The sequence below is a fragment of the Streptomyces sp. NPDC029526 genome (assembly GCF_040637405.1).
Classification (GTDB): Bacteria; Actinomycetota; Actinomycetes; order Streptomycetales; family Streptomycetaceae; genus Streptomyces.
Window position 1 is genome coordinate 104863 of sequence record NZ_JBEZWE010000006.1, and the last position, 15767, is coordinate 120629.

12 protein-coding genes and 3 riboswitches are annotated in these 15767 nt (G+C 75.4%); of the genes, 9 read left to right on the forward strand and 3 right to left on the reverse strand.

Going from position 1 to position 15767, the window contains the following annotated elements:
- The first annotated feature begins 6 nt into the window (after positions 1-6).
- A riboswitch (cobalamin riboswitch) is annotated at positions 7-190 on the forward strand.
- Between the two features lie 485 nt (positions 191-675).
- The 5 genes from AB0F01_RS16630 to AB0F01_RS16650 all read left to right on the forward strand — a co-directional run bounded on the left by AB0F01_RS16630 (position 676) and on the right by AB0F01_RS16650 (position 5817).
- Positions 676-1383 (forward strand): (2Fe-2S)-binding protein, encoded by a 708-nt coding sequence (locus AB0F01_RS16630; protein WP_362095477.1) that lies wholly within the window; start codon positions 676-678, stop codon positions 1381-1383.
- Positions 1384-1665: 282 nt separating this feature from the next.
- Positions 1666-2484: a tetratricopeptide repeat protein gene (locus AB0F01_RS16635; RefSeq protein WP_362095479.1), complete on the forward strand. Its 819-nt coding sequence runs from the start codon at positions 1666-1668 to the stop codon at positions 2482-2484.
- A 91-nt stretch (positions 2485-2575) separates the two neighbouring features.
- Positions 2576-2760, forward strand: a riboswitch (cobalamin riboswitch).
- A 155-nt stretch (positions 2761-2915) separates the two neighbouring features.
- Complete coding sequence (locus tag AB0F01_RS16640) at positions 2916-3884, forward strand: ABC transporter substrate-binding protein (RefSeq protein ID WP_362096021.1); 969 nt, start codon at positions 2916-2918, stop codon at positions 3882-3884.
- Between the two features lie 14 nt (positions 3885-3898).
- Complete coding sequence (locus tag AB0F01_RS16645) at positions 3899-4978, forward strand: iron ABC transporter permease (protein ID WP_362096024.1); 1080 nt, start codon at positions 3899-3901, stop codon at positions 4976-4978.
- Positions 4975-5817 carry an ABC transporter ATP-binding protein gene (locus AB0F01_RS16650; protein WP_362095482.1) on the forward strand — a complete coding sequence of 281 codons (843 nt, stop codon included), beginning with the start codon at positions 4975-4977 and terminating at the stop codon, positions 5815-5817. The genes AB0F01_RS16645 and AB0F01_RS16650 overlap by 4 nt, the downstream gene beginning before the upstream one ends.
- A 64-nt stretch (positions 5818-5881) precedes the next feature.
- Here AB0F01_RS16650 and cobN read toward each other — a convergent pair whose 3' ends face one another.
- On the reverse strand, positions 5882-9517 hold the full coding sequence (gene cobN / locus AB0F01_RS16655) for a cobaltochelatase subunit CobN (protein WP_362095485.1): 3636 nt from the start codon (positions 9515-9517) through the stop codon (positions 5882-5884).
- Positions 9518-9547: 30 nt separating this feature from the next.
- Positions 9548-9701, reverse strand: a riboswitch (cobalamin riboswitch).
- A 44-nt stretch (positions 9702-9745) separates the two neighbouring features.
- On the opposite strand from cobN, the gene cobG reads away from it, so the two are divergent.
- The 3 genes from cobG to AB0F01_RS16670 are packed head-to-tail and all read left to right on the forward strand — an operon-like array spanning position 9746 to position 13322.
- A complete protein-coding gene (gene cobG / locus AB0F01_RS16660; RefSeq protein ID WP_362095487.1) occupies positions 9746-11143 on the forward strand; it encodes a precorrin-3B synthase in 1398 nt (465 codons plus the stop codon).
- Complete coding sequence (locus tag AB0F01_RS16665; protein ID WP_362095490.1) at positions 11140-11811, forward strand: precorrin-8X methylmutase; 672 nt, start codon at positions 11140-11142, stop codon at positions 11809-11811. Before cobG ends, AB0F01_RS16665 begins: the two co-directional genes overlap by 4 nt.
- On the forward strand, positions 11808-13322 hold the full coding sequence (locus AB0F01_RS16670) for a precorrin-2 C(20)-methyltransferase (RefSeq protein WP_362095493.1): 1515 nt from the start codon (positions 11808-11810) through the stop codon (positions 13320-13322). Before AB0F01_RS16665 ends, AB0F01_RS16670 begins: the two co-directional genes overlap by 4 nt.
- 16 nt (positions 13323-13338) lie before the next feature.
- Here AB0F01_RS16670 and AB0F01_RS16675 read toward each other — a convergent pair whose 3' ends face one another.
- A complete protein-coding gene (locus AB0F01_RS16675; RefSeq protein WP_362095496.1) occupies positions 13339-14136 on the reverse strand; it encodes a cobalt-precorrin-6A reductase in 798 nt (265 codons plus the stop codon).
- A 42-nt stretch (positions 14137-14178) separates the two neighbouring features.
- Between AB0F01_RS16675 and AB0F01_RS16680 the strand changes: the two genes are divergently transcribed.
- On the forward strand, positions 14179-15297 hold the full coding sequence (locus tag AB0F01_RS16680; RefSeq protein WP_362095499.1) for a cobalt-precorrin-5B (C(1))-methyltransferase: 1119 nt from the start codon (positions 14179-14181) through the stop codon (positions 15295-15297).
- 163 nt (positions 15298-15460) lie between these two features.
- On the opposite strand, the gene AB0F01_RS16685 is transcribed toward AB0F01_RS16680, so the two are convergent.
- Complete coding sequence (locus AB0F01_RS16685; RefSeq protein ID WP_362095502.1) at positions 15461-15766, reverse strand: glyoxalase superfamily protein; 306 nt, start codon at positions 15764-15766, stop codon at positions 15461-15463.
- Position 15767: the final 1 nt, after the last annotated feature.

Consider the following 15767-nt stretch of genomic DNA (forward strand, 5'->3'; position numbering starts at 1 on the left):
ACCGGTACGGGTCTGTCATGCTTCCGTTCGACCGAGCGACGGCGGAACGAGGAAGCCGGTGTGAATCCGGCACGGTACCGCCACTGTGAAGGGGGAGCGACCCCGCCGATGCCACCGCCCGACCGGGCGGGAAGGCCGGGGAGAGCAGGGATCCCGAGTCAGGAGACTCACGCCGTCGTACCTCGCCGAACCGGGGCGGATCTCCCCGAGAGAGGACCGTGGCACTTATGTGCTCGCACGTTCGTGAGATGCCCCCGCCCCCGGCAGCCCGGACGGGCGGGACCGGCCGGACGGGCCCCTGGACACGGATGTACCGGCCGCCCGTCGGACACGTCGCATCCGTCGGACTCTGAGGACCGAACGACCGCTCCCCGCACCGGTGTTCTTCTCCTCCCCCGGTCCCAGTTCCCTGCACGGACCGGCCGGCCTCCGACCCGCTCGCGGGCAGCTTCGGGCTGCGCAGTGCACCCCGCACCGCCCTCCCGTCGACGCCCCGCCCGCGCTGCTCCCGCTGCTCGAACCCGCTCCGGGCCGACAGGAGTTCACTCCGCGTCCGGCGGCACCGGGCGAGCGGGCCGGGATCACCGCGGACGAGGAAGGCAACCGGAGGCTGCGCCACCCCGGGAGGACCCTGCACACCCGGTCCTTCCCCGAGCTGACCAGAACGGTACGCACATGGTGAACGCCACGACATGGGACCGCGTGTCCGCCGTCGGCCCCTACTTCGAGGTGACGGCCGGGCCGCGGGCGCACACGGCGGACTTCCGCCCGATGGCCGAGCTGCACACCGACGCCGGCCCGCTCGACACGTCGGTCGGGCTGGTGGGCCGGCGGATCGGCACCGACGAGCCGCGCGTGGCCGCCTCCACCCTGCACCTGGGCACGGCCTCACGGCTCTGGTCGGTGGCCCTCGCCTCGGCGGCGCTCACCGGAGCCGTCCCCGACCTCGGCCCCGAGGGGCTGTGGTGGCGCCGGACGCCCACCGGGCCGCTCGAACTGTGGCTGCCCGCACCGCACATGCTCACCGCGCGAACGGACACGGCGCTGCACCGCACCGTCGTCGAGCAGAATCTGGTCCCGCTGGCCGACACCGTCCGGCGCGTCCACGGCGTGTCCCCGCACACCCTGCGCGGCAACGCGGCCTCCGCCCTCGTCGGCGCCGCACGGGTCCTAACCGCCAGCGCACCCGACGCACCCCACCCCGTCCTCCCCCTGGTCCGCGCCCTGCTGGACCGACCACCCCTCGCCGGCGCGGGAACCCTGCACACCGGCCGCCCGCACACCCTCACCTTCCACCGCCACAACTGCTGCCTCTACTACCGCGTCCCCGGCGCGGGCACCTGCGGCGACTGCGTCCTGAACACCAGGGAGCGCACCGCATGACCACCACGGACGTGACCGTCGTCGCCACCGAGCGCCGGCGGGCCCCAGCACGTCCGGGCCCTTCCGACGGACGAGGCCACGCTCCTCGACCTGATCACCACCGTCTTCACCGACCACTGGCGGCCCCTCCACCCCCGCGCCCCGGGGACCCGTGGTGACCGCCCGAGGGCCGACCCCGGCCCCGCGCATGGCCGGATCCGGGCCTGCCCCGGCAGCGAGGACGGGTCCCGGTCGGGGCACGCGCCGGAGAGGACGTCGAGCGCACCCGTATTCTCGCCCGTCATGAGATGGTTCCGCGCACGCCGCCGAAGCGACGACGAGAAGATGACGGGCACGCCCGTGGCCGAGGCCAAGGCCCTGTACGAGGCCGGTCGTTACGCCGAGGCGGAGGCCGGGGCGCGCGCCGTGGCCCGGGGGCGCGACGACGAGTACGCGGCCGTGGCGCTGAACATCGCCGCCCTGGCCGCGGGCGCACAGGGCAACCACGCCGACGCGCTCGCCACCTACGACGAGGCGCTGACCGCGTTCCAGCGGACTTTCGGCGCCGACCACTGGCTGACCCTGAAGTTGCGCTCGGACCGCGCCCAGCAGATGACCTCCCTCGGCCGGCACGCCGAGTGCGAGGCGGAGTGCGCGGCGGTCGCGGAGGCCGCGGACCGGGGAACGGGACCGGAGATGTCCCGCCTGGCCGCGGCGGCCCGCAACGGGCTGGCCTTCGCCCTCAACGCGCAGGGGCGCCACCAGGAGGCCGAAGCGGTCGCCCGCGAGGCCCTGGCCGCCCACCGGGAACGTGACCGGCAGGCCCTGGTCCTGCGGCTCGGCCTGGCGCGCAGTCTCAACGGTCAGGCCCGCCACGACGACGCCCTCGCCGAGGCGCGGACCGCCGACACGCTGTACCGGGCCCTGCCCGCGCATCAGCGTCTCCCGGACACCGGCGCCGTCGAACTGGTCGTCGCCAACGCCCTGTTGGGTATGGGCCGAGCCGACGACGCCCGTCGGAGGGCCGCAGCGGCACACGCTGCCTGCCTGTCCTCCTTCGGCCCGGACCACCGGCGCACCGTCGAGGCGCGGGCGCTGCTGGAGCGGATCGACGGCGGGTGAGGACCGCCGGCCGGCCGGCGGGAGCGCGTGGGGAAACCGGCTTCCGCCGCCCCGCGCTCCCCCGTCACCGCCGAGAGCGGGCGGCACGGCGGAGCCAGTAGGATCAACGGGTCATCGCCGCGACGGGAGACAGGAAGCCGGTGTGAATCCGGCACGGTCCCGCCACTGTGACCGGGGAGTGCACCCCTGCTGCATGCCACTGCGCGCCGCGCGGGAAGGCGAGGGGGGAACAGCGATCCGGGAGTCAGGACACTGGCCTGTCGCGGGCCCGTCCCGAGGAGCGCGGACTCCAGGAGGCTCACGTGTCCCCCTTGTTCTCCCCTGCCCGCACACAGCGCAGGCACCACCCCGGCCGGCCGCCCCGCCGGCCGCACCCCCCGCACCGCTCACGCACGGCACCCCGCTCCCCCCGCGCCCGGGCCGCGGTCGCCCTGGTCCTCTCGGCGGTGCTGCTGAGCGCCGGCTGCGGTGCCTCCGGCAGCGGCTCCGCGGGTGACGCGAAGGCCGGGGCGCCGGCCCCGGAGGGCTTTCCGGTCACCGTCGACAACTGCGGTGTGACCACGACGTACGAGCGGCCCCCGGAGCGTGTGGTCACCATCCACCAGCACCCGGCGGAGCTGATGCTGGCCCTCGGCCTGAAGGACCGGATGGTCGGGACGGCGTTCCCGGACTCCGAGGTGCTGCCGGAGCTGAAGGCGGACTTCGAGGCGGTCCCTGAACTGGCCGAGCGGGAACCGTCCTTCGAGAAGGTGCTCGACGCGGAGCCCGACCTCGTCTACGGCGGGTACGGCAGCGCCTTCGACGAGAAGCAGGGGCGCTCCCGGAAGGCGTTCGCGGACGCCGGGATCGACACCCACCTCAACCGCGAGTACTGCGGCAAGAAGCGGGTGACGATGGACGACACCTACGACGAGATCCGCACCGTCGGCCGGATCTTCGGGGTGTCCGAGCGGGCGGACGCGCTGGTCGCCGACCTGCGGGGCCGGGTCGGGAAGGCGGTGAAGGCCGTCGAGGGCGAGCGTCGGGTGCCGGTGTTCGTGTACGACAGCGGGGACAAGGCCCCGTTCACCGCGGGCGGCAAGAGCCTGGGCACGGAGCTGATCCGGCTGGCGGGCGGGGAGAACGTGTTCGCCGACCTCGACGACGTCTTCGGTGACGTGTCCTGGGAGCAGGTCGTCGAGCGCCGCCCCGAGGTGATCGCGGTGTACGACTACGCGGGCGCCGGGAGCGTCGAGGAGAAGAAGAGGTTCCTGCTGGCGCAGCCCGCCCTGAAGGACGTGCCGGCGATCCGGAACAAGCGGTTCGTGGTGCTGCCGTTGACCGCGACCCTGGTCGGCGTCCGGTCGGCGTACGCGGTGGGTGACCTGGCGCGCGGGCTGCACCCCGAGAGCTTCCGGTGAGCGGCGCCGGCACCCTGGTGACTGCTCCCCCGCGGAAGGCGGCCGGCCCGCGGCGCGTCCGCCTCGGGCCGGTGCTGTTCGTCCTCGCGGTGCTGCTGGTGGCGTCCGCGACGGCCGGGCTGGCGATCGGGTCGGTGCGGGTGCCGCCGGGGCAGGTGTGGGGCATCGTCACGCACGCGTGGGGCGTGGAGTGGAGCGATCCCGGCTGGTCCCGGGCGCGCGAGACGATCGTGCTGGACGTGCGGGCGCCGCGGGTGCTGCTCGGCGCGGTGACCGGGGCCGGGCTGGCCGTCGTCGGCACCGCGCTGCAGGCGCTGCTGCGCAACCCGCTCGCCGAGCCGTACCTGCTGGGCGTGTCGTCGGGGGCGTCGCTGGGCGCGGTCTCGGTGATCGTGTTCGGGGTGAGCGTGTTCGGGCCGGTGTCGTTGCCGGCCGCCGCGTTCGCCGGGGCGCTGGGGGCGCTGCTGGTGGTGTACGCCACCGCCCGCGCGGGCGGCCGGATCACGTCGGCCCGGCTGGTGCTGGCCGGGGTGGCGGTCGCGGCCGTGCTCACGGCGGTGCTGAACCTGCTGCTGCTGACCACGGACCGGGGCAACGAGGCCCGCGCGGTGCTCGCCTGGACGCTCGGCGGTCTCGGCGGGGTCGGCTGGGACGCGCTGTGGCTGCCCGGGCTGGGGCTGGCGGTGGGCATCGGCGTGCTGCTGGCGCAGGCCCGGAACCTGAACCTGCTGCTGGCGGGTGAGGAGGCGGCGACCACCATGGGACTGGACGTGGCGCGTTTCCGGGCCCGCCTGTTCGTCCTGGTGTCCCTGGTCACCGGGGTACTGGTCGCGGCGGCCGGGCCGATCGGCTTCGTCGGCCTGATGATGCCGCACATCGTGCGGTTGTTCGTGGGGTCCGACCACCGCCGGGTGCTGCCGACGGCCGCCCTCGGCGGGGCGGTGTTCCTGATCTGGGCCGACATCGGCGCACGTGTCGTGGCGGCGCCCATGGAGATCCCCGTCGGCGTGCTGACGGCGCTGTGCGGGGGGCCGTTCTTCCTGTGGCTGATGCGCCGTGACGCCCGGCGTGGCACGGAAGGGGGGCTCGCGTGAAGGCTCACGGTGCCGGCGGCCTCTCGGGCCGCTCCGCCGTCGGGCTGTCCGTCGAGGGCGTGTCCCTCTCGGCGGGTGCGCGACGCCTGGTGCGGGAGGTGTCCCTGTCCGCCCGCGCGGGCGAGACCATCGGGCTGGTCGGGCCGAACGGCAGCGGCAAGTCGACGTTGCTGCGCGCCGTGTACCGGGTGCTGCGGCCCGATTCGGGCCGGGTGACGGTCGACGGGGCCGACGCCTGGTCGGTGCCGGTGCGGCAGCTGGCGCGGACTGTCGCGGCGGTGGTGCAGGACGGGGGCGCCGACTTCGAGCTGACGGTGCGTGAGGTGGTCGCGATGGGCCGTACTCCGCACAAGCGGTTCCTCGACGGGGACACGGCCGAGGACGCGGCGCTGATCGGTGACGCCCTCGCCGCGGTCGACGCGGCTCACCTGGCGGACCGCTCCTTCGACCGGTTGTCCGGCGGTGAGCGGCAGCGGGTGCTCATCGCCCGTGCCCTCGCCCAGCGGCCCGCCCTGCTCGTGCTGGACGAACCCACCAACCACCTGGACGTGCGGCACCAGTTGGACATCCTGGGCGCCCTGCGCCGGCTGTCCGCGACGGTGCTGCTGGCGCTGCACGACCTGAACCTGGCCGCGTACTTCTGCGACCGGCTCTACGTGCTGCACGAGGGGACGGTGGCCGCCGCCGGTACACCCGCCGAGGTCCTCACCCCCCGGCTGCTGGCCGAGGTGTACGGGGTCGCGGCGGAGGTCGGCGCGCACCCGGAGACGGGGGCGCCGCACGTGACGTTCCTGCCGGGGCGGACGGCCGCCGGCGCGTCGGCCCCGGGGAGCCGCTGACCCGGGCGGGCCGGTGCGGGGACCGCGGGGCGGTTCCCGCACCGGCACGAGCGAGACCGGCGACTCAGTCCTCGCCCTCCAGGTCGCCCTCCGTCTCCAGGAACACCTGCCGCAGCTGCTGGAGCACCTCCGGGTCCGGCTTCTCCCACATACCGCGCGACTCGGCCTCCAGCAGCCGCTCCGCGATGCCGTGCAGGGCCCACGGGTTGGCCTGCTGGAGGAACTCCCGGTTGGCGGGGTCCAGGACGTACGCCTCGGTGAGCTTGTCGTACATCCAGTCGGCGAGGACGCCGGTGGTGGCGTCGTAGCCGAAGAGGTAGTCGACGGTGGCGGCGAGTTCGAAGGCGCCCTTGTAGCCGTGGCGGCGCATCGCCTCGATCCACTTGGGGTTGACGACCCGGGCGCGGAAGACCCGGGAGGTCTCCTCGACCAGGGTGCGGGTGCGGACCGTCTCGGGGCGGGTGGAGTCGCCGATGTACGCCTCGGGGGCGGTGCCGCGCAGGGCGCGGACGGTGGCGACCATGCCGCCGTGGTACTGGAAGTAGTCGTCGGAGTCGGCGATGTCGTGTTCGCGGGTGTCGGTGTTCTTGGCGGCGACGGCGATCCGCCGGTACGCGGTCTCCATCTCGCCCCGGGCGGGGCGGCCGTCGAGTTCCCGGCCGTAGGCGTAGCCGCCCCAGACGGTGTAGACCTCCGCGAGGTCGGCGTCGGTGCGCCAGTCGCGGGAGTCGATGAGCTGGAGCAGGCCGGCGCCGTAGGTGCCGGGGCGGGAGCCGAAGATGCGGGTGGTGGCGCGCCGTTCGTCGCCGTGGTCGGCCAGGTCCTGCTGGACGTGGGCGCGGACGTGGTTGACGTGGGCCGGTTCGTCCAGTCCGGCCGCCAGGCGGACCGCGTCGTCGAGCAGGCCGATGGTGTGCGGGAAGGCGTCGCGGAAGAAGCCGGAGATGCGCAGGGTGACGTCGATGCGCGGGCGGCCCAGTTCCTCGTACGGGACGGCTTCGAGGCCGGTGACGCGGCGGGACGCCTCGTCCCAGACGGGGCGGACGCCGAGCAGGGCGAGCGCCTCGGCGACGTCGTCGCCGGCGGTGCGCATGGCGCTGGTGCCCCACAGGGACAGGCCGACGGAGTTGGGCCAGTCGCCGTGGTCGGCGCGGTAGCGCTCGAGGAGGCTGTCGGCGAGGGCCTGGCCGGTCTCCCAGGCGAGCCGGGAGGGGACGGCCTTGGGGTCGACGGAGTAGAAGTTGCGGCCGGTCGGCAGCACGTTGACCAGACCGCGCAGCGGGGAGCCGGAGGGGCCGGCCGGGACGAAGCCGCCGTTCAGGGCGTGCACGGCGTGGTCGAGTTCGGCGGTGGTGGCGGCGAGGCGGGGCACGACCTCGCGGGCGGCGAACTCCAGGATCGCGCGGACCTGTTCACCGCGGTCGGCGGGGACGGCGGCGGGGTCCCAGCCGGCATCCTCCATGGTCTGGACGAGGGCGCGGGCCTCCTCCTCGGCGGCGTCGGCGGTGGTGCGGGTGGCGGCGGACTCGTCGAGGCCGAGGGCTTCACGCAGGCCGGGCAGGGCGGTGGTGCCGCCCCAGATCTGGCGGGCGCGCAGAATGGCCAGTACGAGGTTGACGCGGTCGGCGCCGTCCGGCGGGGTGCCGAGGACGTGCAGTCCGTCGCGGATCTGGGCGTCCTTGACCTCGCACAGCCAGCCGTCGACGTGCAGCAGGAAGTCGTCGAAGCCGTCGTCGTCGGGGCGGTCCTGGAGGCCGAGGTCGTGGTCGAGGCGGGCGGCCTGGATGAGGGTCCAGATCTGGGCGCGGATCGCGGGCAACTTCGCCGGGTCCATGGACGCGATCTGCGCGTACTCGTCGAGGAGTTGTTCCAGGCGGGCGATGTCGCCGTAGGAGTCGGCGCGGGCCATCGGCGGGACGAGGTGGTCGACGAGGGTGGCGTGGACGCGGCGCTTGGCCTGGGTGCCCTCGCCGGGGTCGTTGACCAGGAACGGGTAGATCAGGGGGAGGTCGCCGAGGGCGGCGTCGGGGCCGCAGGCGGCGGACAGGCCGGCGTTCTTGCCGGGCAGCCACTCCAGGTTGCCGTGCTTGCCGAGGTGGATCATCGCGTCGGCGCCGAAGCCGCCGTCGTCGGCGGGGGCGGCGATCCAGCGGTAGGCGGCCAGGTAGTGGTGGGAGGGCGGCAGATCGGGGTCGTGGTAGATGGCGATGGGGTTCTCGCCGAAGCCGCGCGGGGGCTGGATGAGGATCAGCAGGTTGCCGAAGCGGAGGGCGGCCAGGACGATGTCGCCCTCCGGGTTCCGGCTGCGGTCGACGAACATCTCGCCGGGCGGCGGGCCCCAGTGCCGTTCGACGGAGGTGCGCAGGTCCTCGGGGAGGGTGGCGTACCAGCGGCGGTAGTCGGCGGCCGGGATGCGCACCGGGTTGCGGGCGAGCTGCTCCTCGGTGAGCCACTCCTGGTCGTGGCCGCCGGCCTCGATCAGGGCGCGGATCAGTTCGTCGCCGTCGCCGGAGGCCAGGCCGGGCACGTCGGCGCCGTCGCCGAAGTCGTAGCCCTCCTCGCGCAGCCGGCGCAGCAGGGCGACCGCGCTGGCGGGGGTGTCCAGGCCGACGGCGTTGCCGATGCGGGAGTGCTTGGTCGGGTAGGCGGAGAGGACCAGGGCGAGGCGCTTGCGGGCGGCGGGGACGTGCCGCAGGCGGGCGTGGCGGACGGCGATGCCGGCGACGCGGGCGGCCCGTTCGGGGTCGGCGACGTAGGCGGGCAGGCCGTCGGCGTCGATCTCCTTGAAGGAGAACGGCACGGTGATCAGGCGGCCGTCGAACTCGGGCACGGCGATCTGGCTCGCGGCGTCCAGCGGGGAGACGCCCTCGTCGTTGTCCTCCCAGGCGGTGCGGGAGCCGGTCAGGCACAGCGCCTGGAGGATGGGCACGTCCAGGGCGGCGAGGGCGCCCGCGTCCCAGGACTCGTCGTCGCCGCCCGCGGAGGCTTCCGCGGGCCGGGTGCCGCCGGCCGCGAGGACGGTGGTGACGATCGCGTCGGCGGCCCCGAGCGCGTCGATCAGCTCGGGTTCGGGGGCGCGCAGGGAGGCCACGTACAGCGGCAGGGCGCGTCCGCCCGCGTCCTCGACGGCCGAGCACAGCGCCTCGACGAAGGCGGTGTTGCCGCTCATGTGGTGGGCGCGGTAGTAGAGCACGGCCACGACGGGTCCGTTCCCGCCGCGGGAGGTGCGCTCCAGGGGGCCCCAGGTGGGGGCGGGCGCGGGCGGATCGAAGCCGTGGCCGGTGAGCAGGACCGTGTCGGACAGGAACCGGGCCAGCTGTTCCAGGTTGGCGGGGCCGCCGTGGGCGAGGTAGGCGTGCGCCTCGGCGGCGATGCCGACGGGGACCGTGGAGGCGGCCATCAGCTGGGCGTCGGGGGCCTGTTCGCCGGTGAGGACGACGACGGGGCGGCCGTCGGCGAGCAGCAGGTCGAGGCCGTCCTGCCAGGCGCGCAGGCCGCCGAGCAGGCGGACGACGACGAGGGAGACGCCGTCGAGGAGGGCGGGCAGGTCGTCGAGCGGGAGCCGGGAGGGGTTCGCGAACCGGTAGGCCACGGGGCCGTCGGCGGCGCGGGCGCTGAGCAGGTCGGTGTCGGAGGTCGACAGGAGCAGGATGCGGGGCTGCTCGGCGTGCTGGGGGTGGTCCCCGGACGAGAACGGCATGCGTCGTCTGGCCTTCCTCGGGGTCCGCGCCCCGGGCGGTGTAGACGGCGGGAGTTCCTGGCTCACCCGGCCTCAGTGGCCGGATTCACAGTGGCGGGACCGCGCCGGATTCTCACCGGGCTTCCTCCCCTGTCGCCGTCATGGCGGTGGCGGATCGGGTGATCCGCTGAGGAGCATAGTAGGTGCCCGGCGAGGACGGGAGGGCGTGCACCCGGTGTGATGGTGGGTATGCTCGCCGCCATGTCCACGGCACCCCACCCCTCGTCGTCCCAGGCCACAGCGGTCTCCCGGGACGCCGGCGACGCCTGCCCGGGTGCCCTGCGGCTGCACGAGGCGGACGACGGGGCGCTGGCCCGGGTGCGGATTCCGGGCGGTGTGCTCACCGTGGAGCAGGCCGTGGTGCTCGGGGACGCGGCCCGGCTCCTCGGTGACGGGGAGCTGCATCTGACCTCCCGGGGCAACGTCCAACTGCGGGGGCTGCGGGCCGCGTGCGGCGCGGAGCTCGCCGAACTGCTGGGCGCGGCCGGGTTGTTGCCGTCGCCGGCGCACGAACGGGTGCGCAACGTCGTCGCCTCCCCGCTGTCCGGCCTGGACGGGCGGGGCGCGCGGGACGTGCGGCGGTGGCTGACGGACCTGGACGCGGCGTTGTGCGCGAGCGCGGCGGCGGTGGCCCTGTCGGGTCGCTTCCTGTTCGCGCTGGACGACGGGCGCGGGGATGTCGCCGGGCTCGGCGCCGACGTGACCGTGCGGGCGACGCACGGCGAGGGCGCGCTGCTCTCGCTGGGCTCGGCACCGGAGGCCCTGCGGGTCTCCGGCGAGGACGCGCCCCGGGCCGCCGTGCTGGCGGCGGAGGTGTTCCTGGACGTGGCGCGCGCCCGCGGCGCGCGGGTCTGGCGGATCCACGAACTGGACGTGCCGGACGACGAGTTGACGGGCGCGGTGGCACGCGGGCTGACGCGGGCGGGCATCGGGTGCGCCCGCGTGGCCCGGGACACGGCCGAGGACCGGGACACCACCGAGAACCGGGACACCACCGAGAACCGGGACACCACCGAGGGCCGGGACACCACCGAGCTGCGGGACACCGTCGAAGCGGCCGGCCCGGCCCCCGGGCGGGCCGGTGCCGCGCTGTGCGCGCACGCACCGTTCGGCCGGCTCACCGCCGCCCAGTGGCGGGAGGTGATGCGGGCCGCCGCCGCGTTCCCGACGCGTGAGCTGCGGCTCACGCCGTGGCGCGGCCTCGTCGTCCCCGCGCCGGACGCCGGCCCCGGCCGGGCGGCCGACGTCCTCGCCCGGCTCGCCGCCATCGGGCTGGTCACCGACGCCACGTCGCCCTGGCCGCGGGTCGGCGCCTGCACCGGCCGCCCGGGCTGCGCCAAGTCCCGTGCGGACGTGCGCGCGGACGCCGGCCGGGCCCTCACCGCGGCCGGCCGGGCCCCGCTGCCGGTGTACTGGTCCGGGTGCGAGCGGCGCTGCGGTCACCCCCGCGGCGACCGGGTCGACGTGGTCGCCGAGCCCGGCGGCGGCTACCGCCTCACCACCGCCGTCCGGGGACAGGACCCGCGCGGCACGTCCCTGGACGACCCCTCCGGATTCGCCGCCGCCCTGGCGGCGATCCTTCCATGAGCCGTACGACGACCGAGAGCAGCGAGAACGACACCGTGACCACGTACGCCTACGAGAAGGACGGCGCGGCCATCTACCGCGAGTCCTTCGCCACCATTCGCGCGGAGGCCGACCTCGCGGCCCTGCCCGCCGACGTCAGCCAGGTCGCGGTCCGGATGATCCATGCCTGCGGCATGGTCGACCTCGTCCGCGACCTCTCCTTCAGCCCGGACGTGGTGGCCCGCGCCCGCGAGGCGCTGCGCGCCGGGGCGCCCGTCCTCTGCGACGTGCAGATGGTCGCCAGCGGGGTCACCCGCAAGCGGCTGCCCGCCGGCAACGACGTGCTGTGCACGCTGTCCGACCCGAACGTGCCGGAGCTGGCGGCGCGGCTGGGCACCACGCGCAGCGCCGCCGCCCTGGAGCTGTGGCGGGACCGGCTGGAGGGTGCGGTGGTGGCCGTCGGCAACGCGCCCACCGCGCTGTTCCGGCTGCTGGAGATGATCGACGAAGGCGCCCCGCGGCCCGCCGCCGTCATCGGCGTGCCCGTCGGCTTCGTCGGCGCGGCCGAGTCCAAGGACGCCCTGGCCGCCCACCCGTCCGGACTGGAGCACCTGGTGGTGCGCGGCCGGCGCGGGGGCAGCGCCATCGCGGCGGCGGCCCTCAACGCGATCGCGAGCGAGGAAGAGTGAGCGGCAAGCTGTACGGGGTCGGTCTGGGCCCCGGTGACCCGTCCCTGATGACCCTGCGGGCCGTCGAGGTGATCGCGTCGGCGGACGTGATCGCCTACCACAGTGCCCGGCACGGCCGGTCCATCGCCCGTTCGATCGCGGCCCGCCACCTGCGCCCGGACCACGTCGAGGAGCGCCTGGTCTACCCGTTGACCACGGAGACCACCGACCATCCGGGCGGCTACCAGGGCGCCATGGACGACTTCTACGCCGAGGCGTCGGCCCGGCTCGCCGCCCACCTGGACGCGGGCCGCACGGTCGCCGTCCTCGCGGAGGGCGACCCGCTGTTCTACGGCTCCTACATGCACATGCACAAGCGGCTCGCGGACCGCTACGACACCGAGGTGATCCCCGGTGTCACCTCGGTGTCCGCCGCCTCGGCCCGCCTGGGCACGCCCCTCGCCGAGGGCGAGGAGGTGCTCACGGTCCTGCCGGGCACGCTGCCCGAGGAGGAGCTGACGGCACGGCTGGCCGCGACCGACGTGGCCGTGGTGATGAAGCTGGGCCGCACCTTCCCCAAGGTCCGGCGGGCGCTGGAGCGTTCGGGACGACTGGGGGACGCGCGGTACGTCGAGCGGGCCACCATGGAGGGCGAGCGGCTCGCACCGCTCGTCGACGTGGACGCCGGGTCGGTGCCGTACTTCTCGGTGGCCGTGCTGCCCAGCCGGGCCGACACGGAACGCCCCGAGGACCGGCCCGGTGAGGTCGGCGAGGTGGTCGTGGTGGGGACCGGCCCGGCCGGCCCCTCGTGGCTGACGCCCGAGACGCGCGGCGCGCTCGCCGCCGCCGACGACCTCGTCGGCTACACCACCTACCTGGACCGGGTGCCGGCCCGTCCCGGCCAGCGCCGGCACGGCTCGGACAACCGGGTGGAGGCCGAACGCGCCGAGTTCGCCCTCCAACTCGCCCGGCGGGGACGCCGGGTGGCCGTGGTGTCCGGCGGCGACCCCGGGGTGTTCGCCATGGCGACGGCGGTCCTGGAAGTGGCGTCCGCCGAGGAGTACGCGGACGTCCCCGTACGGGTGCTGCCCGGGGTGACCGCCGCCAACGCCGCCGCCGCCCGCGCGGGCGCCCCCCTCGGTCACGACTACGCCTCGATCTCCCTGTCCGACCGGCTCAAGCCGTGGGAGGTCATCGCGGAACGGCTGAGCGCCGCCGCGTCGGCGGACCTGGTGCTGGCGCTGTACAACCCCGGGTCGCGCAGCCGCACCTGGCAGGTGGGCAAGGCCCGGGAGCTGCTCCTGGAGCACCGGGCTCCGGACACACCGGTCGTGGTCGCCCGGGACGTGGGCGGGCCCGGCGAGCGGGTCCGGATCGTCCGGCTGGCGGACCTGGACCCGGCCGAGGTCGACATGCGGACGATCCTGCTGGTGGGTTCCTCCCAGACGCGGGTCGTGCAGCGCGGGGACGGCGGTGGCGACGGGGACGGCACGGACGTCGTCTGGACGCCCCGCAGTTACCCGGAGGCGTGAGCCCCGCGCCGTCCGGTCAGGCCCCGCCCCCGGCGGGCGGGGCCCCCTCCGCCTGCCCGGCCCGCCGGGCGGCGCCTGCCCCACCGACCCACCGGGCCGCCTCCTCCGGGGTGGTCACCACCGGCACCCCGTCGGGCACCGGTGGCCGGCGGACCACCACGACCGGCAGTCCCGCCTCGCGGGCGGCCGTCAGTTTCGGCGCGGTGGCCGCTCCCCCGCTGTCCTTGGTGACCACCACGTCGATCCGGTGCCGCCGCAGCACCGTCCGTTCCCCCTCCAGGGTGAACGGGCCGCGGTCCAGCAGCGTCTCCATGCGCGCCGGGTGCGGGGCGGCGGGCGGGTCGACGGAGCGGACCAGGAACCACAGCTCGTCCAGGTCCGCGAAGGCGGCCAGGCCCATGCGCCCGGTGGTCAGGAACACCCTTCGGCCGAGCGCGGGCAGCAGGCGGGCCGCCTCCTCCAGGGAGGCCGCGTCGTGCCAGGTGTCGCCCTCGACGGGGGTCCAGCCGGGCCGTCGCAGGGCGAGCAGAGGAACATGGGCGGTGGCGGCGGCCCGCGCCGCGTTGAAGCTGATGGTGCCGGCGAAGGGATGGGTGGCGTCGATGAGGAGGTCCACCGCGTGCTCCCGCAGCCAGGCGGCGAGCCCGTCGGCTCCGCCGAAGCCGCCGATGCGCACCTCGCCCGGCGGCAGCCGCGGGGCCGCGACCCGTCCGGCCAGCGAGTTCGTCACCCTGGGGCCGGGCGACGGTGACCGCGCCAGCAGTTCGGCGAGGCGCCGGGCCTCGGTGGTGCCGCCCAGGATCAGCAGGTGCACGGCAGGTTCGTCCCTTCTCGGTTCCCGTCGGGAGTACGCGTCATGAGCAGCGAGGCCAGGGGCGGTCGCAGCGCCCAACTCAAGCACACCGGTCTGCGGCCGGGCTGGACCACCGGTGCCTGCGCCACCGCCGCGACGACGGCCGCGTACACCGCGCTGCTGACCGGCGACTTCCCGGACCCGGTGACGATCACGCTGCCCCGGGGGCAGACGCCGTCGTTCGCGCTGGCTGCGGAGGAGCTGGCCGGCGGCCACGCGATGGCGGGCATCGTGAAGGACGCGGGGGACGACCCCGACGTCACCCACGGGGCGCTGGTGCGGGCGACCGTGCGCATCCTGCCCGCCGGCCGGGGCGTGGTCTTCCGGGCGGGGCCGGGGGTGGGCACCGTGACCCGGCCGGGGCTGCCGCTGGAGGTGGGCGAACCGGCCGTGAACCCGGTGCCCCGGCAGATGATGCGCGAGCACGTCGCCGAGGTCGCCGCGCGCCACGGGGGCGCCGGGGACGTCGAGATCACCCTCTCCGTCGACCACGGCGAGGAGATCGCCCGCTCCACCTGGAACCCCCGGCTGGGCATCCTCGGCGGGCTGTCGATCCTCGGCACCACCGGCATCGTCGTGCCCTACTCGTGCTCGGCGTGGATCGACTCGATCCGGCGCGGGGTGGACGTGGCCCGGGCGGCGGGCCGCACGCATGTCGCCGGGTGCACGGGCTCCACGTCCGAGAAGACCGTCGTCACCGAGTACGGGCTGCCCGAGGACGCGCTGCTCGACATGGGCGACTTCGCGGGCGCGGTGCTCAAGTACGTCCGGCGCCATCCCGTGGACCGGCTGACCGTGTGCGGAGGTTTCGCCAAGCTGTCGAAGCTGGCCGCGGGACACCTGGATCTGCATTCGGGGCGGTCGCAGGTCGACAAGGGCTTCCTCGCGGACCTCGCGCGGCGGGGCGGCGCCGACGCGACGCTGGTGGCCGAGGTGGCCGCCGCCAACACGGGGCTCGCCGCGCTCCAGCTGTGCCGGGCGGCCGGGGTGCCGCTCGGCGACCTGGTGGCGACGACGGCCCGCGACCAGGCCCTGGCGGTGCTGCGCGGGGCGCCGGTCGCGGTCGACGTGATCTGCATCGACCGGGCGGGGACCGTGGTGGGCCGCAGCACGGTGGCCTGAGCCGACGGACCGAGGGACCGACGGAGCGGCGGAGCGGCGGAGTGGCAGACCGGCGGACCGACCGGCCGGCCGGCCAACCGACGGACCGTCAGGCCGACATCAACGGTCGCTGCGGGCCGCGGTGGTGTTCGTCGGCGCCGGACCGGTCACCGCCGGGACCGGCTCAGTCCGGGTCCGGCGGGCCCACCCGCAGGCGGTTGCCGTCCGGGTCGCGGAGGGCGACCTCCGGTCCCCAGGGCATCTCCTGGACCGGGACGCCGAACTCCTCGGCGACCGCGTCGAGAGGAGCGAGGCGCAGGTACACCAGTCCGTCCGGCGGCGCGTCACCCTCGTGCTCGGACAGGTGCAACCGGACCGGGCCGCGGGCGAGTTCGGCGTAACACGGGAAGTCCGGCCCGAACCGGTGCTCCCAGCGGACGGTGAAGCCCAGCCGCCCGTACCAGCGGGCCGCCGCGGCGGTGTCCCGCACG

What these genes read in the sequence shown, in the direction of transcription:
- AB0F01_RS16635 (WP_362095479.1), top strand. Translation starts at nt 1,666, where the DNA reads ATGAGATGGTTCCGCGCACGCCGCCGAAGCGACGACGAGAAGATGACG.
- AB0F01_RS16680 (WP_362095499.1), top strand. Translation starts at nt 14,179, where the DNA reads ATGAGCAGCGAGGCCAGGGGCGGTCGCAGCGCCCAACTCAAGCACACC.
- cobG (WP_362095487.1), top strand. Translation starts at nt 9,746, where the DNA reads ATGCTCGCCGCCATGTCCACGGCACCCCACCCCTCGTCGTCCCAGGCC.
- AB0F01_RS16665 (WP_362095490.1), top strand. Translation starts at nt 11,140, where the DNA reads ATGAGCCGTACGACGACCGAGAGCAGCGAGAACGACACCGTGACCACG.
- cobN (WP_362095485.1), bottom strand. Translation starts at nt 9,517, where the DNA reads ATGCCGTTCTCGTCCGGGGACCACCCCCAGCACGCCGAGCAGCCCCGC.
- AB0F01_RS16630 (WP_362095477.1), top strand. Translation starts at nt 676, where the DNA reads ATGGTGAACGCCACGACATGGGACCGCGTGTCCGCCGTCGGCCCCTAC.